The sequence below is a fragment of the Pelagibacterium halotolerans genome (assembly GCF_044811015.1).
Taxonomy (GTDB): Bacteria; Pseudomonadota; Alphaproteobacteria; order Rhizobiales; family Devosiaceae; genus Pelagibacterium; species Pelagibacterium halotolerans_A.
The window spans coordinates 2,160,328-2,181,069 of the sequence record NZ_CP085243.1 but is presented as its reverse complement, the minus strand read 5'-3'; the positions used below and the strand labels follow the sequence as shown (position 1 = coordinate 2,181,069).

The following is a 20,742-nucleotide window of genomic DNA, read 5'->3' as shown; positions in this document are numbered from 1 at the left end:
GGTCATCCGCTCCAGGCAAAAGGGAGACATTCCATGCGTGGCAGTTACGGTCAGTTCTGTCCGGTTTCGATGGCGTCTGAGATTTTCTGCGCGCGCTGGACGCCGCTTTTGATCCGCGAATTTCTGTGCGGCAGCACGCGCTTCAACGACCTTCGGCGTGGTCTGCCGCGGATGTCGCCGACGCTCTTGTCAAAGCGGTTGGGAGAATTGGAGGCGGTCGGCGTTATTCAGTCGCTCAAAGGAGACCAGGGCGTTAAGGAGTATCGTCTGACAAAAGCCGGAGAAGAACTTCGCCCGCTTGTCCTGGGGATCGGTGCATGGGGGCAGCGATGGGTAGAGAGCGAAGTTTCCCTCAACAATCTCGACCCTCAACTTTTGATATGGGACATGCACCGTTTCCTCAATATCGACCCGCTGCCGAAGCGCCGGGTTTGCCTTCAGTTCGTGTTCGACAATCTTCCAACCGCGCGGCAGAATTATTGGTTGCTGGCCGATCCGGAATCCGGGGTCGAGGCCTGCTATGCCGATCCGGGTTATGACATCGATCTCTATTCGGTATGCAGCCTGCGCACGATGACCGCGATCTGGATGGGCTTGGACACGGTCGAAAAAGCGGTGACCGAGGGGAGACTGGAGCTGACCGGTGCGCGCGAGATCGCAGCCCGAATGCAGGAGTGGATGGGCCTCAGCCCCTTTGCGCATGAAGAACGGATGGCCGGTTAATATGCGCAACCGTCATCCAGGGCGGATATCGCGGCGCGCTGTATAAACGATCGGGGTAGGCGAACCTCCCCGGCGGCGGGTTCTCTGCTGGCCTGCAGCCGGACTACGGTGCCAGAAATCCCATCACGGCATCCAGAAACAGTTTTGGTGCGGTCGTCATTGCGACATGTCCCTGGCCCTTCAAAGTGACAATCTGACTGTCCGGAAGTGCGTCGTTAAGTGCCCGGGCCGGCGCGGTGAGTTCTTTGGGGCTGTTTTCCCCCACCAGCATCAAAGTCGGCACTGCCAGATCCTGAAATCGCTCGGGCTCAAACACGTAATCCCCGTCCGCCAGTTCACGCAGCGCGGTATGTGCGGCCGCGATGCGGCCGGGCCACGAGGGGTCAGCGCGAAGCGCCTCGATTTGCGCATCCGGTGCGCCCACCACGTCCTTGAAAAAGGCCACCAGCATTGCATCGCGATCCCCGGTCTCCAAAATCGCCTTGAGGCGATCGGGGATGTCGGGCGAATAGAGCGGACTTCCGCCGACGGGAAACGCAGGCTCGTAAAGGACGAGCTGTTTGAGATTATCCACACGAAGCGCGGCCTCCATCGTACACAGCGCTCCGAATGAATGGCCAATGACGCCGACATCGGGACCTGCGGCCCGGATGACTGCCGAGACATCCTCGTATTCCCGCTCCAGGGCGTAGTCAGAGGCGTCGCCGCTTTTCCCGCGGCCCCTGCGATCCATCGCAAAGACGGTGAAGCGGCTCTCGAGATCGGGCAGAATGTTCGCCCAACGCGTGTGATCTGCCGTTGAGCCGTGAACCAGAACCAATGGCGGACCGCTACCGCTGCGCTCAAATGCGATCCGAGTTCCGTCTGCAGAGGTGATGAAGTCCATCCGGTGACCCTCCCATTCGCGAAATTCCGCGACATGCCGGCTGGCCGAAAGTTGCGACCAGGGGCGCAGTCCCGAGCATAGCGCGAAACGGGGGACCTTGGCAGTATTAAGCAATCGACCATTGAAACGTCAGCGTGCCATCTGGCGCTGCGTGCACCAGTCGAGCGCAACTCGATCCCCCTGTTTTGGCCATCGCTAATGCGCGCGCTGTCGGCGTGGCAATACGCGCATCCCCTACAATTCGGCCTGCACCGCGCTTGCGTCCGGCGCGTATATCCTCACATCTGCAATTTCTCTTCCAATGTTGCCAGCAGATCAGCGTGTTTGCGCGGGTTGGACTGCTTCAGCTTGCGAATGTTCTCGAGCTTCCATCTCACGGCGGGCATGTGCTGCAGTGAGGGAAACGGCAGGAGGCTCCAGTCGGGTTCTCCAGCTTTCAGGCCGATGAGAAAATCCCGCTCCGTTCGTGTCAGGCTTTTGGGCAACTCCTCGAACAACCAGATGCGCGTTTCCTCAAGTGCTTCCAGGCCGACCTCATCCCGCGTCATGCCGACAAAGTCATTGCGATAGGTGGCCTCGAGCGGTTGCGGGTTCGGTGTCAGGATTTCGTTGATAGGGCGATTGTGGGCGGCGACGTAGGCGACGAATGTCTGGCGTATGTCGGTGGTCAGCCCTTCATTCCGCCGCAGCAGCAGGCAATCGAACCAGTCGCGCGGGTGCTGCCGATCCATCGCGGCAACAAGTTTGCTGCCATAGAGTTCCGCGGGCGCCAGGATCGGCAGCCTGAGGATGCGCTTGAATTCATCCGCCGCCGATGCGCAGAGCGCGGCCGGACGCACGGGCAGCAGCGTACCACGGCCGACCGGGTTGACCTCCACCTTGACCTCGGAAAGACCCCGGCGCACAAACAGCTTGATATCGCCGGTGCCAGTTGATGTTTGCCGCCTGACGGCAAGTCCGCGCCGCTCCAGCTCGGTCGCTGCCTGATCCAGTGCCTGGGATATGGCGCCGAGCGCTTCTTCGCGCATTCGATTTCCGTGAATGTAGACCACGTCGATATCAACCGAGAGCCGGGGCATGTCGCGGTGAAAAAGATTGATGGCTGTGCCGCCCTTCATGGCGAAATCCCCACCCCGAAAAATGAGCGGCGCGACATCGAGCAGAAGCTGCACGGTCTCGAAATAGCGTTTATCCACGGTCAGGTCCTGATCGTACCGGCTGCGTGGCGCCGTACATAGGGCGTGGCCGATCCGGTGTGGATCCGGGCCATGTCGAGTTCCTCCATGATGGGGAGGGGGGCCTGTTTGGCGAGTTTCAGGAAAAGCCGCACCGCCTTGATGCTGCGACAGCTTTCCAGAAGCGGTTGCATCAGCATCGCGCGCAGGCCGAAGAGGCTCTCGACGAGATGGGTGGCCTCTTCCAGCGTTTGATGTTGCGGGACCCCCCACAGCATTTCCAGAACGGCGCGTTCGGGTTCGGCAACCCGCAGACTCACCATGTCGCGCCATGGCGCAACGCCCTGGTCATCATCGTCAAAAAGGTGACGTTTCCGTACTGTGAGCGGAAAATGCGCCTGCATCCATTCAGGCAGGCGGAACGGGCTTTGCGCGAAAAGTTCGGTATCGGGGCGATGGGCGAGATTGTGCTGATAACCGTGCCAAGCGAGCGCTGTCTTGCCGCCGACATGGAAATTGCCCGGCAGGGCCGCCAGGGAAAGGAGCAGTTCCGGTTCATCTCCGGCGCGCAGGAACCAGCCGTGCCCCAGCCTGATGAGCCAACCCGCCTGAACGTAATGATAGGCAAGCTGCGCCGACACGCCCTGCTTGGCAAGCCAGGCCGCTGTCAGCGGCTGGCCCGGCCGGGCATGCGTCAGAACCTGTTTCAAAAGACCGTATTTTTCTAAAGCCATGCTATATATTTGGGCTTAAGTGTTGCACTGTCAAGATAGGTATTTTCAGAAACGATACGCTTTATAAAGTGAGGCTTTATAATTCCTCTCTGGATGGGAACAATGATGCCGTTCTACACCCCGGCGAGCAGGTCAGCAAAAGTGCGCTTTAGAAAGTTGGCTTCCAGCTTTGCAGTAGGCATGCCTACGCCGCCAGAAGCCGAGAGGATAATCGGAGCCTGTAGCGTATTTCCGGTAGGTGTGTGGATTGGCGGTAGCGGTCCAGGGCTACCAATGGTTTGGTACCATATTTGACAGCCAACTCGGGTATAGCCGCCGAATACTGCGCCTAAGGGCAGGTAGTCGCAAAACCGTGACCGGACCAGAGATCGAAGCCACTGAGCATGACCCATCTAAATCGTTGGCCGCGATTCTGTCAGCATTTGATTGATCGCGTTCTGCCGGGATTGCCGATCCAACGTATAGGTGTTGCGCCTAAACTCAACTCCTTCAAGTAGGGCCTTCACAAAGCCGGACACGGTGTCAGCAGCCATGATCAGCGTCGAGTCGAGGGTATGGACATATTTGCTCGTGACCGATCCCTTGGCGTGGCCAATCAGCGCTGCGATCGTGATCTCGGTGAAGCCCAAGTCATTGGCGATGCTCGCGAAACTGTGCCGAAGCACATGGGGGGTCACATCCCAGAGTGGGGTGTCCTTGAATAGCTTTTTCCAGCTCTGCGGAAAATTCCCGACCGCGTTGTCGATGCCCTGGCCGGGAAAGACGTAGGTTCCGGTTCTGTGCGGTCGTTCCTTCTCCAGAAATTCCACGACCGGCAGGCCGACCGGGCGAACCGAGGAGCCTTCCTTGCTGTCAACCAGCCGCAGACAGCTCCCCTCAAGATCGACCTCGCTCCATTTGAGGTTGACGATTTCTCCGCGCCGGCAGCCGGTCAGCGTAATCAGCCTGAGGATCTCGGCATGTATCCTGTAGCGGTCACTTTGCTGAGCCTGTCGAAGGATGTCTCCCAAAGTACGATACTCAGCTTCGCTAAGGCGACGGTCGCGAACCTGGTATTTCGGCTTGCGGAGGCCATGCGTGGGATTGTGCTCGATCACCCCAGCCTCGACTGCATATGAGAAGATGCCACCAAGCAGACCCATCGTCCGTATCGCAGTGCCACGGCCACCCCGAACGATGGCCTTTCCGCGCAGCTTTTCGGTCTTCATGGTCACGCGTGTCTTGCCGGCGATGATGTCCTTCATCAGGTTGTTCATGTCCGGCTTGGTGATGTCCCGCACACGCCGCGTCCCGAGAAGAGGAATGATGTGCCTGCGGATACGGCCGACATCGGTGGCGATGGTGGTGTCCTTCTTCGGCCTGCCGCCTTTCCCTAGGATGAGGCCGGCTTCCATTTCGGCGATATAGTGCTCACATAGCTGCTTGATGGTCAGCGCCTTGCGGTCCTCCTCGCGCTCTTCAGCGGGATCACCGCCATGGGCAACCTGTCCGAGCAGGGCCTTGGCTTCGCGGCGGGCGGTCTCGGGTGTCCAGACGCCATGAGTACCGATCGTGTAGCGACGTGAACGGCCGCGAGACCGGTACTGGACGATGTAGCTGCGCTTGCCGGAGGGATAGACGCGAAGACCGAAGCCCGGCAATTCGTCGTCCCAGACGACGTGACCCTTGTTCTGCGGCTCGACGGCTTCTACAAACCGTTTGGTCAGTTTGGTCATGCTCCCGTCCCTCGGAAGCCCCGATTTCGAATAAGCACCACGCAAGCACGCGGGCGGAAATCAAGGCGTATTCTCGGATAGAGACTTCGGAGCGCCGATTCAGAAAATCAATAGATTTCATGAGGTTAGAGTGCTCTGGCGTGCCCTATCGTGCAATTCGGATAGGTCCTTAGACCAGCTCCGAAGGCAGAGGTCACACGTTCGAATCGTGTCGGGTGCGCCATTCCCGTACAAAACTGGGCACCTGATTGCCGGGGGCGTTTCCAGATTTCGCAATGGCCATGATCGGCTCCTTGGGGCCGCGAATGACGATGCTGTCGGGTTTGACGATTACCTTGTCGACGAAAAGATGCAGCCATGTCCGGCGGAAGACTGGATCGGCGTCACGTAGGCATTTGCGGATGCCATTGGTGAAGCGTCGGATCTGGTCGGGTCCGATATCGATGTCAGAAAGAGTCGCACGCTCGGTCAGCATCTTGATGCGGGCCTCGGCCTCGCTCACTTCGAGTTTAGCCGCCTGGATGCGCTGCCGGAATTCATCATCTCCCAGGTCGGCGACGCCCGCCTCTATAGCATCATAAAGGCGTTTGATCCGGGCCTTGGCGTCCTTGATGACTGCGCCGCACCTGCGAGCGCCATGCTGACGAGGGAGACGGCAGCAAGATGTATCGGCTTGGAGTGGCGCATGATTTTCCTCCGAACATTGCTATGGGCAAAGCCTGACAGAGCCCATGCGGACGGGCAAGGGCGATCTCGTAAAGGTGTTCGACACAAGGCGAGCGATACCCAATCCCGCGCCTGACGCCATGCAGGGAAATGGCTCCAAGCCTCACTCAGACCGGGCTTGGATTCGGATCTCCTAATGGATCGACTGCATTGAGGCGGCGTTGCGCAACTCCATCGGCGCAATCAGGTTGCTGTGAGCCACAACCACCGAATGCAGCGTGCCCTCTATCGTGCTGGACCAGAAATCCAGAAAGCTCTTCAGTTCGGGAAAACGTGGCGCCAGGTCGTATTCCTGCCAGACATATACCTGAAGCAGGGAAGGCTGATCGGGGAGGTGGTAGAGAATCTCGGCAGTGGTCAGGCCATAGCCTTCCATTTGTTTAAGGAATGCGGGGTCGGTCACTGTGCCAATCTCCTTCCAGGGTGCTTACTCCATCAATAATAGTGAGCACATACAAGGTCTTATGGCAAATCAGCACTCTCACTCGGAGAGTGCTAAAATTTCCATCTGGGCCCTTGAAATCGGTTTTGGCCTCACCGATCTCATTTTCGCTCCTCCCGGGGATGCCGGGAGAAGTTTCCGACATGTCATCAGATTGGAGGTTTAGAATGGGCTTTCGTCCCTTGCATGACCGCCTGCTTGTCCGCCGCGTTGAGGCCGACGAGAAAACCGCTGGCGGCATCATCATTCCCGATACAGCAAAAGAAAAGCCGGTCGAAGGTGAGGTTGTCGCCGTGGGCCCGGGATCCCGCAACGAAAACGGCGAGATCGTCGCTCTGGACGTCAAGCCGGGTGATCGCGTGCTGTTCGGCAAGTGGAGCGGCACCGAGGTCAAGATCAACGGCGAAGACCTGTTGATCATGAAAGAAGGCGACATTCTTGGAATTATCGAGAGCGCCGAACCGGCCCAAAAAGCCGCGTGAGGCACCACCGTTATTAGGGAGCAAAACGAAAGAAAATGGCTGCCAAGGAAGTTAAATTCTCGTCAGAAGCGCGCGAAAAGATGCTGCGCGGCGTGGATACGCTTGCAAATGCGGTCAAGGTGACCCTGGGCCCCAAGGGCCGCAATGCGGTCATCGAAAAGTCTTTTGGCGCACCGCGCATCACCAAGGACGGCGTCTCGGTCGCCAAGGAAATCGAACTGGAGGACAAGTTCGAGAATATGGGCGCGCAAATGCTGCGCGAGGTGGCGTCCAAGACCAATGATCTTGCCGGTGACGGCACCACGACTGCGACAGTACTGGCCCATGCCATCGTCAAGGAAGGCACCAAGGCTGTGGCGGCGGGCATGAACCCGATGGATCTCAAGCGCGGCATCGATCTTGCCGTGAGCAAAGTCGTCGAAGACCTCAAGGGGCATGCCAAGAAGATCACTGCCAATTCTGAAATCGCACAGGTTGGCACAATTTCGGCCAATGGTGACACAGAGATCGGCCGGTTCCTCGCCGAGGCCATGGAAAAGGTCGGCAATGACGGCGTGATTACCGTGGAAGAAGCCAAGACCGCCGAAACCGAGCTTGAAGTGGTCGAAGGCATGCAGTTCGACCGCGGCTACCTCTCGCCCTATTTCGTGACCAACTCGGAGAAGATGCGGGTCGAACTTGAAGACCCATACATTCTGATCCACGAGAAGAAGCTTTCGAACCTGCAATCACTGCTGCCCCTGCTGGAAAGTGTCGTACAGTCAGGCAGGCCGCTGGTGATCGTGGCCGAGGATGTCGAAGGCGAGGCTTTGGCTACGCTCGTGGTCAACCGATTGCGCGGTGGCCTCAAAGTCGCGGCCGTCAAAGCCCCGGGCTTTGGCGATCGCCGTAAGGCAATGCTGCAGGACATCGCCGTGCTCACGGGCGGCAACGTCGTCTCCGAGGAGTTGGGCATCAAGCTCGAAAATGTGACACTCGAGATGCTTGGACGGGCCAAGAAGGTGGTGATCGAGAAGGAAAATACCACCATTGTCGAAGGCGCCGGCACCAAGGACGAGATCCAGGCCCGTATCGGCCAGATCAAGGCCCAGATCGAGGAAACCACTTCCGACTACGATCGGGAAAAGCTCCAGGAGCGCCTGGCCAAGCTCGCCGGTGGCGTCGCTGTGATCCGTGTGGGCGGGGCGACCGAAGTCGAAGTCAAGGAGAAGAAGGATCGCGTCGACGATGCGCTGCACGCAACCCGCGCGGCGGTCGAGGAAGGCATCCTGCCTGGTGGTGGCGTCGCTCTGTTGCGGTCACTCAAGGCGATCGAAGGTCTCAAGGGCGCCAACCAGGACCAACAGGCGGGTATCGACATCATCCGCCGTGCCATCCAAACTCCTGCCAGACAGATTGCCCTCAATGCCGGGGAAGACGGTTCTGTCATCGTCGGCAAACTGCTGGAGAAAGATGAGTATGGATGGGGCTATAACGCTGCCACGGGTGAGTATCAGGAACTCATGTCAGCGGGTGTGATCGATCCGGCCAAGGTGGTGCGGACGGCTTTGGAGGACGCCGCTTCAGTGGCATCGCTCCTGATCACGACCGAGGCGCTGGTGGCCGAAAAGCCCAAGAAGGAAACCGCCCCCGCAATGTCGGCAGGCGGCATGGACTACTAGGTCTGCCACCTATAGTCGGCAGGACCCGGCGCTCGCGCCGGGTCCACCAAGTTGTTTATCAGATAAATTGTCGTCAAGGTCCCGCGTCCGCGCCGGGGGCGATGTCTTGCGCGCCAATTTGCGCGGAAACGGGCATGGCATCAAGGATACAGCAAAATGGCAACATCGCGTGTCATTCTTCCCCTCGCACTGGCTTTCGCGCTATCGGCCGCGCCCGGATTGGCGCAGGTCAAGCCGACTGTCTCTGCGGCCAGCGCTCCACTCACCGGTCTCTTCGTCACGACCCCCACTCCGGAATTTTCGGTCCCGCTCGAGGACAGCGTCAGCGTACCGATCTCGCTGCGCAATATCGGACTGCCACCCCAGCGCGTGAAGTTCGAAATCACCGGACTGCCCGAGGACTGGTCGTGGACGCTGCGCCCAGACTCCGGAGCCACCTCCGTCTCAGCCGCCATCGTGGCGCCGGACGCAACTGAAACGCTAACACTCGACATAAACCCCGCCGAGGGAACCGGGTTTGGCAGTTACGAATTCGAACTGTTGGCCCGGAACGAGGAAGGCACCACCACGCTGCCAATGAGCGTGACGTTCAGCGAGGTGGAATCCGGCGGCGTCGATCTGGAGGCCGAACTGCCTGCGTTGCGGGGCGCGCCCAATTCCACATTCACTTACCGCATGGACCTGACCAATAACAGTGGCGAGGATGCGCTATTCAATCTGACGGCTGAAACACCGCCCGGGTTTACCGCAACCTTCAAGCGCGGGTTCGGCTCTGAGCAAATCACCGGCATACCGGTAGCGGCGCGCTCAAGCGAGCGAATTACGCTTGAACTCAGACCAGCCTCGGGCGTGCCGGCCGGGACCTATCCAGCAAGAGTAGATGTGGTATCGGGTGAACTGTCCGCCAGCGTCGATCTGCAAGCCGAGGTGACAGGCACACCCGACGTTCGCATCGTGGGCCCTAACGAAAGGTTGAGCGGCAACGCAAACGCAGGGGCGACAACGAACTTTCCCTTCCTGATCGCCAATACCGGCAGCGCACCCGCTGAGGAATTGCGCCTGAGCGGTTCGGGGCCAAGCGGATGGACAGTCGAGATTACCCCCGAAACGCCCGGCCCGTTGGCGGCGGGAGCAACCCAGGAAATTGACGTGGCCATCACGCCCTCGGAACAGGCTGTGGCCGGTGACTACATGGTGACCGTACGCGCCAGCGGAGGCGGCATCTCTGAATCTGTGCAGTTCCGTGTCACCGTCCAGACGTCCACTGTCTGGGGGATTGTCGGCGTCGCCGTCATCGCCATTGCGGTTCTCGTTCTGGTCCTTGCGGTCCTGAGGTATGGCAGAAGATGAGCACAACAGTCATAGAAGCCCGCGGCCTCATCAAGACCTACAAGGGCAACAACGTCGTCAACGGAATCGATCTGACCGTCGAACAGAGAGAAGTTCTGGGATTACTGGGACCAAACGGGGCGGGCAAGACCACGACGATCCTGATGCTGATGGGGCTGACCGAGGCGAGCGCCGGCTCGGTTCGTGTGCTGGGCAAGGACCCGCTGCGCGAGCCATTGGCCGTCAAGCGGGCGGTCGGCTACCTGCCCGATGCCGTTGGGTTCTACGACACCCTGACGGCGCGCGAAAACCTTGCATTCTCTGCAAGGTTGGCGGGGTTCGCCAACGCGGACGCAGCGGGACGGATCGAGCGGGCACTGGAACGTGTGCGTCTGGACGGGGTGGCCGACCGCCGGGTCGACACCTTCTCGCGCGGCATGCGCCAACGGCTCGGACTTGCCGAGTTGCTGATGCGCGATTGCCAGATCATGATCCTTGATGAGCCAACCTCAGGCCTTGATCCGCAATCGACGCAGGAACTCTTGGGCTTTATCGCCGAGTTCGCGGGCGAAGGCAGAACCGTGCTCGTGTCTTCGCATCTACTCGATGTCGTGCAGACGGTCTGTACGCGCGTGGCCCTGTTCAACAAGGGCAGGATCGGCTTTGTCGGCACTCCGGCTGAACTGGCGGCCAGGGTTGGAGGCGGCGCGTTCGAGATCGACCTTGAAGCAGAAGACTTCGACGCGGCTGCCAGGCTCAGCGACCTCGACGGGGTGGATGCCGTCATTGGCGGCGACAGGCAGTGGCGTATATCGGCGTCTCACGACCTGCGGCCGGAAATCGCGGCGCGGGTCGTGGAAGACGGCGGTCGATTGGTGATGCTCGATGCCCACCGGATCGACCTCGGTGAAGCTTATGACCGCTATTTCAGGGAGAGTAGCCATGCGGCGTGAAGGCTCGCCCTTCAAGGGCTCCTGGACCATCGCGCTCAAGGAAGCGGCCGATCACATCACCAGCGCGCGCATGCATCTGATCATGGTGCTGGTGCTGCTCACCGCGATCGGCTCGGCCTATGGCGCCATCGAATCCATGAGGCAGAATGCAAGCGAGGACACATTCCTGTTCCTCAAGCTTATGACCGTGGGACGTGAGCCGCTACCGTCCTTTGCAGCATTTATGGGCTTCCTGATACCCCTGGTCGCCATTGCGCTCGGTTTCGACGCGATAAACGGGGAATTTTCCAGGCGGACAATGAGCCGGATACTGGCCCAGCCTATCTACCGCGATGCCGTGCTTTTCGGCAAATTCCTCGGCGGCCTGCTGGTGCTCGGCATTGCTCTGATGACGCTCTGGCTCTTGCTGATGGGGCTTGGCATCCTGTTGCTCGGTCTTCCGCCCAGTGGCGATGCACTGGCCCGCGGTCTGGCTTACCTGGTGGCGACCCTGGCCTATGCTGGTGTGTGGCTGGCACTGACGATCGCCTTGTCAACGGCAGTCAATGCACCGGCGACCTCGGCTCTGGCCGCGCTGGCGATATGGCTGGTAGTATCGGTATTCTGGGGCATGATCACACCGCTGCTGGCCCAATGGATCTCGCCTATCGACCCGCTTGAGCCTGTGTCAGTGGTCACTCAGTTCGAAGTCCAACAGGCAATCGCGCGGCTTTCACCTGGCACGCTATACGGTGAGATGACCCAGCTGCTGCTCGATCCCGCAGCACGGACCATTGGACCGATCTTTCTGGAGCAACTGCGCGGAGCGGTGATCGGTGCACCATTGCCCACGCTCCAGTCTATCCTTCTGGTCTGGCCGCACTTTGCCGGCATGATCGCTGTCATGCTGGCGCTCTTTACACTCGCCTATGTGGTCTTCCAGCGCCAGGAAGTTCGCGCCTGACGCCCAATTCGACCGTTCCGGGCAGTCGCCCGGAACGCCACCGCTCAATGCTTGGAACAGGAGAATCCGATCGATGAAAATTGCTCAGATTGCCCCTTTGGCTGAACGTGTTCCCCCAAAGTTCTATGGTGGAACCGAGCGTATGGTCTCTTATCTCACCGACGAACTCGTGCGTCAGGGACATGACGTCACGCTCTTTGCCAGTGGGGACTCGCGGACGTTGGCCCATCTGGTACCTTGCTCACATGTTGCGCTGCGGCTCAGTTCGGACGCGCGCGATCCCATACCTTATCATGTGATGATGCTCGAACAGGTTCGGCAGCGGGCGGACGAGTTCGATATTCTGCACTTCCACATCGATATGCTGCACTTTCCATTGGTGCGTGAATTTGCCGGCAGAACAGTCACGACGCTGCACGGTCGGCTTGATCTGCCCGACTTGCAGCCCTTCTATCGAACATTTCCTGAATTCCCGCTGGTCTCGATATCCAACGATCAGCGCCGCCCAATGCCGCCGGTCAACTGGGCGGGCACCGTCCATCACGGTCTGCCCGTAGATTTATTGCCGTTCAGCCCGGAAGCAGGCGGAGGATATCTCGCATTCCTCGGGCGCATCTCGCCTGAAAAACGGCCGGATCGCGCCATTGAGATCGCCGCGAAGGCTGGCATGACGCTCAAGATCGCCGCCAAAATAGACAAGGCTGACCAGGAATACTGGGACCGGACCATCGCACCGCTGGTGAGTGAACACGATAATGTGGAGTTTATTGGCGAGATCAACGAAAAGCAGAAGGCCGAGTTCCTGGGCAATGCCGCTGCATTGTTGTTCCCGATCGACTGGCCTGAACCTTTCGGTCTGGTAATGATCGAAGCCATGGCCTGCGGCACGCCAGTCATCGCCTTTGGCTGCGGATCGGTGCCCGAGGTCATCGACCATGGCGTCTCAGGCTTCATAGTTCAGTCGGTGGACGAGGCAGTCGAATGTGTTGAAAGGGCGCGGCGGCTCGACCGCAGGCTGGTGCGGGCGACCTTTGAGGCGCGCTTCTCCGCCGCGCGCATGGCTTCGGACTACCTGGCAATATATGAACGCCGCCTCATCAGCCAGGCCGCCAACGGCAATGCCATCGTGCCCACCCAACAGGTTAACAATAGCCTATCTGCCTGACGGGAGCGGCCCATGGAAAGCAACCTTGATCGGGTAGAGACCTCCGGGTCTCCACCCGAAGGAGATGTCGGTTATGGCGTGACGGCTCGTGCCTCGCTTCAGGAAGGGCGCACTCGGACCCTCAAGCACGGCGACACATTTGGGGTATTCGATTTTAACGGTGACATCCATGCCGCTCCCGGCGGGGCGGAGGGGTTGTTTCACCGCGATACACGGCACCTGTCCGAATTGACCCTCTCACTCAATGGCGTTCGACCGCTGCTGCTGAGCTCTACCCTTCGAGATGACAACGCGACACTGACCTGCGATCTCACCAATCCCGACCTCTATTTGGACGGCGGGCGGCGGATCCTCGAGCATGATCTGATCCATATCCGCCGCTCACGCTTCCTCTGGCAAAATTCCTGCTACGAGCGGCTGGCCGTGCGCAATTACGCCGACAGACCGGTGTCCGTCGAAATCGATATTGGTTTTGATGCCGATTTCACCGACCTCTTTGAAGTGAGAGGTACGAGGCGGTCGCAACACGGGCGGCGGCATCCGCCCAGGATAAACCCCGATAGCGTCACCCTTGCCTATACGGGGCTGGATGGAATCGAACGGCAAACGCATCTGCTCTTCGACCCGCAGCCTCAAGAACTATCGGCGTCCAGCGCCCGATACACCTTCAGGCTGGGACCGTGTGAAACCCGCTCAATTTTTGTGACCATCGGTTGTATGGGCGCCGCCGGCTCCGGCACCTTCTTCTCGGCAATACGCGAGGCTAGACGCGCGTTGCGCAAATCGTCATCACGCGCAGCTTCAATCGTCACCTCCAATGAGGTCTTCAACGAAAGCCTGCGCCGCAGTGTATCCGATCTTTACATGCTGATCACCGACACGCCGCATGGGCCCTATCCCTATGCCGGGGTACCGTGGTTCAGCACAGCGTTCGGGCGTGACGCGCTGATCACCGCGTTCGAGACTCTCTGGCTTGATCCGGCCATTGCCAAAGGGGTGCTGTACCACCTTGCCGCGCATCAGGCCACGGAAGTCGACCCCGCTGCCGACGCTGAACCGGGAAAGATCCTGCACGAAGTCCGCTACGGAGAAATGGCAGAACTCGGGGAGGTCCCGTTTCGACGCTACTATGGCAGTATCGACTCCACGCCGCTCTTTGTCATGCTGGCGGGCGCCTATCTGGACAGGACCGGGGATATCGACGCCATCCGTACGCTCCTGCCTCACCTCAGGGCCGCGCTGTCTTGGATCGATGAATTTGGCGACCGAGACGGAGACGGCTATATCGAATATGGTCGCCAGACCGACAAAGGCCTAGCCAACCAAGGCTGGAAAGACAGCCACGACTCTGTGTTTCACGCCGATGGAAACCTCGCTGCCGGCCCTATCGCCCTATGCGAAGTACAGGCTTATGTCTATGGCGCCTTCCGCGCTGCCCAAGCCATTGCGACATGTTTGGGGCACGCCGATGAAGCACTGCGATATGAGCGCCGCGCCGACATTCTGCAGGCCGCGTTCAACCGGGATTTTTTCGATCCGGAACTGGGCACCTTCGTCCTGGCGCTCGATAAGGACAAGCGCGCCTGCCGCGTAAAAACCTCCAATGCCGGACATGCTCTCTGGACGGGCATTGCATCACCCGTGCACGCCCCGGAAGTCGTTGCAACGCTTATGAGCCGATCCAGTTTTAGCGGCTGGGGGGTTCGCACACTGGCCGCCGGGCAGAACCGGTACAACCCTATGAGCTATCACAATGGCTCGGTGTGGCCCCATGACAACGCGCTGATCGCGGGGGGAGTGGCACGATATGGCTTCAAGGATGTCGCCGCACGTATTCTCGATGGGCTTTTCGCGGCCTCCAGCTATATCGACCTGCGCCGTTTGCCGGAACTGTTCTGCGGATTCTCGCGCCTGGTTTCCCAAGGGCCAACCTTCTATCCGGTTGCCTGTATTCCCCAGGCATGGGCAGCCGCTGCGCCGCTCTATACGCTGCAGTGCAGTCTTGGCCTTCGGTTCGACGTCGGCGCCCGTCAAATAGAATTGGAACGTCCCGTGCTGCCGGATTTCCTCAATTCGGTCCATTTGTCGCGACTGCGATTGATGGATGCGACAGTTGATATCTCGCTTCACCGCTCGGGACACTCGGTTGTTGTAGAGGTCACGGATCGCCAGGGAAACATTGGTGTTATCACGAAAACTTGAACGGCTTTGTCTTTCTCTAACATATTGAAAACAAGAGGACATATCCGATTTATGTAGTGTCGGATGCCCAAGATGGGGTCCGGCTAGGAGTTGGTGAAGACCCGCTCCCGACTTGTATCCATGTTGCTCAAAGGAGGATATGGCTATGAGCATACGTATTGATTTCGCTCCCCTGTTCCGGTCGACCATCGGCTTTGACCGAATGCTGAATGCGCTCGAAGCTGCGAGCCGATTCGAGACCGTCGACAGCTGGCCTCCCTATGACATCGTCAAGACAGGTGACGACGATTACCGCATCACAATGGCGGTGGCCGGCTTCGCATTGGACGAATTGACGCTGACGCAGGAACAAAACATGCTTGTGGTATCCGGCCAAAAGTCCGGGAAGGACAACGGACAATATCTGCACCGCGGTATCGCCGGGCGCAGTTTCCAACGCCGCTTCGAGTTGGCCGACCACGTGACGGTCGTGGACGCAAGCCTTGTCAATGGTCTGCTGACGATCGATCTCAAGCGCGAGATTCCCGAAGAGATGAAGCCGCGCAAGATCGAGATCGCTGTCGGCAGGTCGCTGCCCAAGGTCGAAACGAAGCAGATCGAGGCCGAAAAACAGGCCGCCTGAGGCAATCTCCATCTCATTGACATGAGGCGCCGGGCACCGCGTCCGGCGCCCGCAGGAACGCATTGTCAAAACGAATGATCAGAAAGGAGAAGAAAGATGAATGTCCGTGATCTGATTCCCTGGGGCCGAAATAACGGCAATCAGGTGCCGACCGTGTTCCGCGATGGCGATCGCGATCCGTTCTTGTCGCTGCATCGCGAGGTGAACCGGCTGTTCGACGACGTCTTCCGCACCTTCGGTTCGAACTTAACCGCCTTCAATGGCGTTTCCGCCTTCGGCGGCGGCTGGCCCAGCATCGAGATCTCCGACGGCGAGAAGGAAATCAAAGTGACCGCTGAGCTGCCTGGTCTTGAGGAGAAGGACATCGAGCTTCTGCTCGAGGACGGCGTGCTGACGCTGAAGGGCGAGAAGCGCTCCGAAACGGACGACAAAGGCCGACAGTTTTCTGAGCGTTATTATGGCCGATTCGAGCGCCGCATCCCGCTCGGCTACGAAGTCAAGGAAGAGAAGGTCGATGCACACTTCAGAAATGGCGTGCTGACCGTGACCCTGCCCAAGAGCGAGACGGCGCAGTCGCAGGTCAAACGCATCGATATCAAAAGCTGACGCATGGTGGCGCCGGCGGCAGGTCGCGTGGCCACTGCCGGAAGCATCGACTGCGGCCACCCTTCGACGGGAATCGCCGATGATCGCGTAAAACATTGCCCGCCGAGGGCGGCATATCAATTGGCAGGACTTTGAGTGCGCAAGGTAACACCCTGCAGCTGATGCGCTGTGGGGCGCCGCTGTCCAGCTTTGCAGTTGCGCATTCAAGACGCTCGCGGCGTCCTGTACGCACGCCGGAATAAGAGAGGGGCGGGATGCCCTGCGCACACTCTCGACCGCGCGGTCGATATCCGCATCGTCCAGGATAATCGATGCGTTTTTGCCGCCCAGTTCCATCAGGGTTGGACTTCATCACCTCTACAGACGGAACCCGGATCGCATTTGAGCGCAGCGGCAGCGGTCCGCCATTGGTTCTGGTGGCCGTGGAGGGAGCGGTGACGCCGCTGACTACGCCCTGGAGCGCGAATACGAGGATGTCTCGGCAGTCATCCGGGCGGCGGGGCCAAATATCGGCGTCATTGGCCACCGCATCGCGGCCGCGCATACTGCGCTGCGTGAACTGGCGGACGGGGATTACCGGTTTGAGCCCGAACGATTTCGCAGCCTGGCAGTGCCGACTTTAATGCTGGTGGGGGAAAACAGCCCCAAAGAACTGACCGCGCCGTCCAAAGCGCTGCACGACGCACTTCCAGCCAGTCAGATTGTCACATTGAAGGGCCAGGGCATGTCGCGATGACGACCGCCCCAAAGCTCTTTGTGGACGCCGTAGTGGGATTTCTGGCATCGTAGACCACCAAAGAATTCGCCGCTGGTGAGGTTTACCGACACCGGCCATTCATACAACACGCCGCGATTTCCGCCTTTGACGCCTGCTGCGAATATCAGCCAGCTATCCGTTTTTCATGTGCAAAGGGACTGAGGCCCATCCACTCCTGCATTCGGGCTGCGATCTCGCGCGCACCGGTCAGCTCCAATCTCCCCTCGGTCACCGCTTTTTCGACCGTGTCCAAGCCCATCCAGATCGCGGTCATCGTGCGCAAGCTGCATACCGAATAGAGATCGATGTCATAACCCGGATCGGCATAGCAGGCCTCGACCCCGGATTCCGGATCGGCCAGCAACCAATAATTCTGCCGCGCGGTTGGAAGATTGTCGAACACGAACTGAAGGCAAACCCGGCGCTTCGGCAGCGGGTCGATATTGAGGAAACGGTGCATGTCCCATATCAAAAGTTGAGGGTCGAGATTGTTGAGGGAAACTTCGCTCTCTACCCATCGCTGCCCCCATGCACCGATCCCCAGGACAAGCGGGCGAAGTTCTTCTCCGGCTTTTGTCAGACGATACTCCTTAACGCCCTGGTCTCCTTTGAGCGACTGAATAACGCCGACCGCCTCCAATTCTCCCAACCGCTTTGACAAGAGCGTCGGCGACATCCGCGGCAGACCACGCCGAAGGTCGTTGAAGCGCGTGCTGCCGCACAGAAATTCGCGGATCAAAAGCGGCGTCCAGCGCGCGCAGAAAATCTCAGACGCCATCGAAACCGGACAGAACTGACCGTAACTGCCACGCATGGAATGTCTCCCTTTTGCCTGGAGCGGATGCCCGTTCGCGCCTGGGCGGCATGTCCGGCCCGGTCCAGTACAGTTTCAGGACTATCACGACCCGTCCATTGCGGCGACTCTGGTGGCATACTTTGAATACCGCGGAGAACGACCATGATCACGGCACACAGAGGAACCTGCTTTTGCGGTCGCATCGAAATCGAGGTCACCGGCACGCCGGAAGCAATGGGCTATTGCCACTGCGCATCGTGCCGCGCTTGGTCGGCGGGGCCGGTGAACGCGTTCAGTCTTTGGAAGCCCGAAAGCGTGCGGGTCACCAAAGGACTGGATCTGCTTGGCGAATATGCCGCCGTGCCGAATTCGAAGCGCAGGTTCTGCAAGGCGTGCGGCGGACACCTCATGACCGATCACCCTCGATGGGGTGTCACGGATGTCTTCGCGGCGACGATCCCCAGCCTGGCCTTCACGCCGGGAGTGCATGTGAACTACGCCGAGACCGTGCTGCCGATGCGGGACGGCCTGCCCAAGTTCAAGGATTTTCCGGCCGAAATCGGCGGGTCCGGCGAGCAAGTGGCGGAATAGTGTCTATCCATCAGGTTCGGCACAAAACGTACAGTGAAGACCACACAAAGGAAAAACCGATGACCAAGATCGCAATTGTCCAGGAGCCGCCCGTCTATCTGAACCTTGCCGCCAGCATGGAGCGCGCCGTCGGACTGGTCGCGCGGGCCGCGAGCGACGGTGCCAAGCTCCTGGTCTTCCCCGAGGCCTGGTTTCCCGGTTACCCGACCTTCTGCTGGCGCCTGTCACCGGGTGCTGACATGGGCAAGACAGACGAATTGTTCGCCCGATTGCAAGCCAATTCCATCGATCTGAGCCGCAATGGCATGGCCCCCTTGCAGGAGGCCGCCGCCGAGCACGAAATGGTGATCGTGGCCGGTTATCACGAAGTCGATGGCGAGGTGTCGGGCTCGACCCTTTTCAATTCCTGCATCACCATCGACGCGGACGGCACCATCGCCAACAACCACCGCAAACTGATGCCGACCAATCCCGAACGCATGATCTGGGGCTTTGGCGACGGGGCGGGCCTGAATGTGGTCGAAACCGCGGTGGGGCGGATCGGCGCGCTCATCTGCTGGGAAAACTACATGCCATTGGCGCGTTTCGCACTCTATGCCCAGAACGTCGACATCTATGTCGCACCGACCTGGGACAGCGGCGACACCTGGCTGGCCACGATGCAGCATATCGCCCGCGAAGGCGGCTGTTGGGTGATCGGATGCGCGACGGCGCTCGAAGTGTCGGACATTCCCACCGATATCCCCCATTACGACACCCTGTTTCCGAACAAGGACGAGTGGATTAACCCCGGCGACGCAGTGGTTTACAAGCCCTTCGGCGGGATTGCCGCCGGGCCGATGCATCGCGAAAAGGGGCTGCTTACGGCAGACATCGAGGTGCCGGTCGCCCGGGCCTCGCGCCGGAAATTCGACGTCAGCGGTCACTACTCCCGCCCCGACGTGTTCTCACTCTCGGTCGACAGGAGCCATAAGCGACCGGTTTCGTTTAGTTGACAGGCAGCGATTTGCTGCAACTACCATCCCCCGGGGAGGCAGCTGCTCGCAACTGACGCAAAACGCTGCGGTTAGAAAACAGAGAAGTTCCCTCGACGGAGATAGGCGCAACGCAGTCGTTTGCCGGTCCGTCGGCAGCGATAGCCTCTAGCAGCCTGTCGGACTTGATCTTCTGGAGGGATTCCTCTCCGGCGTGTGCGCAGGTATGGTCGGTCATGAGCAATTTTCGTGATTACGACCGTTCGCAGCGCCTGGTTTTGCCGGCTGATCTTTGTGACTGGGTGGCGGATGACGATCTGGCGCATTTTATTGTCGCTTCCGCCGAGCGGGTGGATCTGTCGGCCTTTCACGTCAGCCGCACGGGCAATGGCAAGGCGCAGTACCATCCGCGCATGATGCTGGCGCTGCTGATCTACTGCTATGCAAGCGGGATATTTTCCTCGCGCCGGATCGAGCGGGCGACCTATCGCGATGTCTCGGTGCGCTTCATCGCCGCCAATACCCATCCCGATCACGATACGATCGCCGTCTTCCGGCGGCGCAACGCCAAAGCCTTCGCGCTGGCCTTTGAGCAGGTTCTGCTGCTGGCCTCTGAGGCTGGATTGCTCAAGGTCGGCGCGGTGTCTGTGGATGGCACCAAGCTCGATGCCAATGCCTTGAAGATCAAGTCGATCCGCTATGACCGCATTCAAGCGCTTCGTCAAAAGCTGGCCGAGGACATTGCGGAATTAATGGTCAAGGCGGAAGCGGCCGACATGAACCCACAGGATGACGGGCTGTCCCTGCCCGAGGAGATCGCCCGGCGCGAGGTCTTGAAGGAAAAGCTCGATGTGGCAGCGCGGCGGCTGGAGGAAGCGCAAGCGCGGGATCATGATGATGACGATACCCCGCCGCCCCCGCCCGCGGCGGACAAGCTGCCTAAAGCCATTGCCACGCCCTGGCGGCTGGAGATGATGGCCAGGCTCAAGACCGAACCGGCAAAAAGCCAGTACAAAAAACGAAAACAGAGCGTCGAACCCGTCTTCGGCATCATCAAATCCATCCTCGGCTTCTCCCGCTTCAACCTGCGCGGCATCGAAAAGATCAAAGCCGAGTGGAAACTCGTCACCCTGGCCTACAACTGCAAGCGCCTGGCCGCCATGAGGACGCCTGAAAATATCAACACTCAACATCCAAACAGGCCAAACCAGACAGGCTGCTAAGGGGGCGTTGCGGGGTCTCCCCGCAGAAGGGGTTGCG

General features: G+C 59.6%; 20 protein-coding genes and 1 pseudogene. 13 read left to right on the top strand and 8 right to left on the bottom strand.

What is annotated here, in order from left to right:
* Nucleotides 1-33 precede the first annotated feature (33 nt).
* A complete protein-coding gene (locus LG281_RS10735) occupies nt 34-723 on the top strand; it encodes a winged helix-turn-helix transcriptional regulator (protein WP_404400514.1) in 690 nt (229 codons plus the stop codon).
* Nucleotides 724-826: 103 nt separating this feature from the next.
* Here LG281_RS10735 and LG281_RS10730 read toward each other — a convergent pair whose 3' ends face one another.
* From LG281_RS10730 to LG281_RS10705, 6 genes are all read right to left on the bottom strand, one after another.
* Complete coding sequence (locus LG281_RS10730) at nt 827-1,609, bottom strand: alpha/beta fold hydrolase (protein WP_404400512.1); 783 nt, start codon at nt 1,607-1,609, stop codon at nt 827-829.
* Nucleotides 1,610-1,887: 278 nt separating this feature from the next.
* Nucleotides 1,888-2,805 (bottom strand): nucleotidyl transferase AbiEii/AbiGii toxin family protein, encoded by a 918-nt coding sequence (locus LG281_RS10725; protein WP_404400510.1) that lies wholly within the window; start codon nt 2,803-2,805, stop codon nt 1,888-1,890.
* A 2-nt stretch (nt 2,806-2,807) separates the two neighbouring features.
* Entirely contained in the window at nt 2,808-3,518 is a 711-nt protein-coding gene (locus LG281_RS10720; RefSeq protein ID WP_404400508.1) for a type IV toxin-antitoxin system AbiEi family antitoxin domain-containing protein, read from the bottom strand.
* Nucleotides 3,519-3,910: 392 nt separating this feature from the next.
* Nucleotides 3,911-5,233 (bottom strand): tyrosine-type recombinase/integrase, encoded by a 1,323-nt coding sequence (locus LG281_RS10715; protein ID WP_404400506.1) that lies wholly within the window; start codon nt 5,231-5,233, stop codon nt 3,911-3,913.
* A gap of 193 nt (nt 5,234-5,426) precedes the next feature.
* Nucleotides 5,427-5,735, bottom strand: a complete 309-nt coding sequence (locus LG281_RS10710) for a hypothetical protein (RefSeq protein ID WP_404400504.1) — start codon at nt 5,733-5,735, stop codon at nt 5,427-5,429.
* A gap of 357 nt (nt 5,736-6,092) precedes the next feature.
* A complete protein-coding gene (locus LG281_RS10705) occupies nt 6,093-6,335 on the bottom strand; it encodes an usg protein (protein WP_404406701.1) in 243 nt (80 codons plus the stop codon).
* 233 nt (nt 6,336-6,568) lie between these two features.
* On the opposite strand from LG281_RS10705, the gene LG281_RS10700 reads away from it, so the two are divergent.
* From LG281_RS10700 to LG281_RS10660, 9 genes are all read left to right on the top strand, one after another.
* Complete coding sequence (locus tag LG281_RS10700) at nt 6,569-6,883, top strand: co-chaperone GroES (protein WP_404400502.1); 315 nt, start codon at nt 6,569-6,571, stop codon at nt 6,881-6,883.
* 35 nt (nt 6,884-6,918) lie between these two features.
* Complete coding sequence (groL, locus tag LG281_RS10695; protein ID WP_404400500.1) at nt 6,919-8,544, top strand: chaperonin GroEL; 1,626 nt, start codon at nt 6,919-6,921, stop codon at nt 8,542-8,544.
* Between the two features lie 156 nt (nt 8,545-8,700).
* On the top strand, nt 8,701-9,894 hold the full coding sequence (locus LG281_RS10690; RefSeq protein WP_404400498.1) for an NEW3 domain-containing protein: 1,194 nt from the start codon (nt 8,701-8,703) through the stop codon (nt 9,892-9,894).
* A complete protein-coding gene (locus tag LG281_RS10685; protein WP_404400496.1) occupies nt 9,891-10,826 on the top strand; it encodes an ABC transporter ATP-binding protein in 936 nt (311 codons plus the stop codon). Before LG281_RS10690 ends, LG281_RS10685 begins: the two co-directional genes overlap by 4 nt.
* Nucleotides 10,816-11,769, top strand: a complete 954-nt coding sequence (locus LG281_RS10680; protein WP_404400494.1) for an ABC transporter permease — start codon at nt 10,816-10,818, stop codon at nt 11,767-11,769. Before LG281_RS10685 ends, LG281_RS10680 begins: the two co-directional genes overlap by 11 nt.
* Nucleotides 11,770-11,842: 73 nt before the next feature.
* Nucleotides 11,843-12,934 (top strand): glycosyltransferase family 4 protein, encoded by a 1,092-nt coding sequence (locus tag LG281_RS10675; RefSeq protein ID WP_404400492.1) that lies wholly within the window; start codon nt 11,843-11,845, stop codon nt 12,932-12,934.
* A gap of 12 nt (nt 12,935-12,946) precedes the next feature.
* Nucleotides 12,947-15,136, top strand: a complete 2,190-nt coding sequence (locus LG281_RS10670; RefSeq protein ID WP_404400490.1) for a glycogen debranching N-terminal domain-containing protein — start codon at nt 12,947-12,949, stop codon at nt 15,134-15,136.
* A 145-nt stretch (nt 15,137-15,281) separates the two neighbouring features.
* The gene (locus LG281_RS10665; protein WP_404400488.1) at nt 15,282-15,758 is read left to right on the top strand and encodes an Hsp20 family protein; all 477 of its coding nucleotides are present in this window, start codon (nt 15,282-15,284) and stop codon (nt 15,756-15,758) included.
* 96 nt (nt 15,759-15,854) lie between these two features.
* Nucleotides 15,855-16,364 (top strand): Hsp20/alpha crystallin family protein, encoded by a 510-nt coding sequence (locus LG281_RS10660; protein WP_404400486.1) that lies wholly within the window; start codon nt 15,855-15,857, stop codon nt 16,362-16,364.
* Nucleotides 16,365-16,634: 270 nt separating this feature from the next.
* On the opposite strand, the pseudogene LG281_RS10655 reads toward LG281_RS10660, so the two are convergent.
* Together LG281_RS10655 and LG281_RS10650 are read right to left on the bottom strand one after the other, a co-directional pair.
* Nucleotides 16,635-16,700: pseudogene (locus tag LG281_RS10655) on the bottom strand (aldehyde dehydrogenase family protein); the annotation flags it as partial.
* Between the two features lie 545 nt (nt 16,701-17,245).
* A complete protein-coding gene (locus LG281_RS10650; protein WP_404400484.1) occupies nt 17,246-17,935 on the bottom strand; it encodes a winged helix-turn-helix transcriptional regulator in 690 nt (229 codons plus the stop codon).
* 144 nt (nt 17,936-18,079) lie between these two features.
* Here LG281_RS10650 and LG281_RS10645 point away from each other — a divergent pair, with 144 nt between their 5' ends.
* From LG281_RS10645 to LG281_RS10635, 3 genes are all read left to right on the top strand, one after another.
* Entirely contained in the window at nt 18,080-18,508 is a 429-nt protein-coding gene (locus LG281_RS10645) for a GFA family protein (RefSeq protein WP_404400482.1), read from the top strand.
* A gap of 59 nt (nt 18,509-18,567) precedes the next feature.
* The gene (locus LG281_RS10640; RefSeq protein WP_404400480.1) at nt 18,568-19,503 is read left to right on the top strand and encodes a carbon-nitrogen hydrolase family protein; all 936 of its coding nucleotides are present in this window, start codon (nt 18,568-18,570) and stop codon (nt 19,501-19,503) included.
* A gap of 215 nt (nt 19,504-19,718) precedes the next feature.
* On the top strand, nt 19,719-20,705 hold the full coding sequence (locus tag LG281_RS10635) for a transposase (protein ID WP_404400478.1): 987 nt from the start codon (nt 19,719-19,721) through the stop codon (nt 20,703-20,705).
* Nucleotides 20,706-20,742 lie beyond the last annotated feature (37 nt).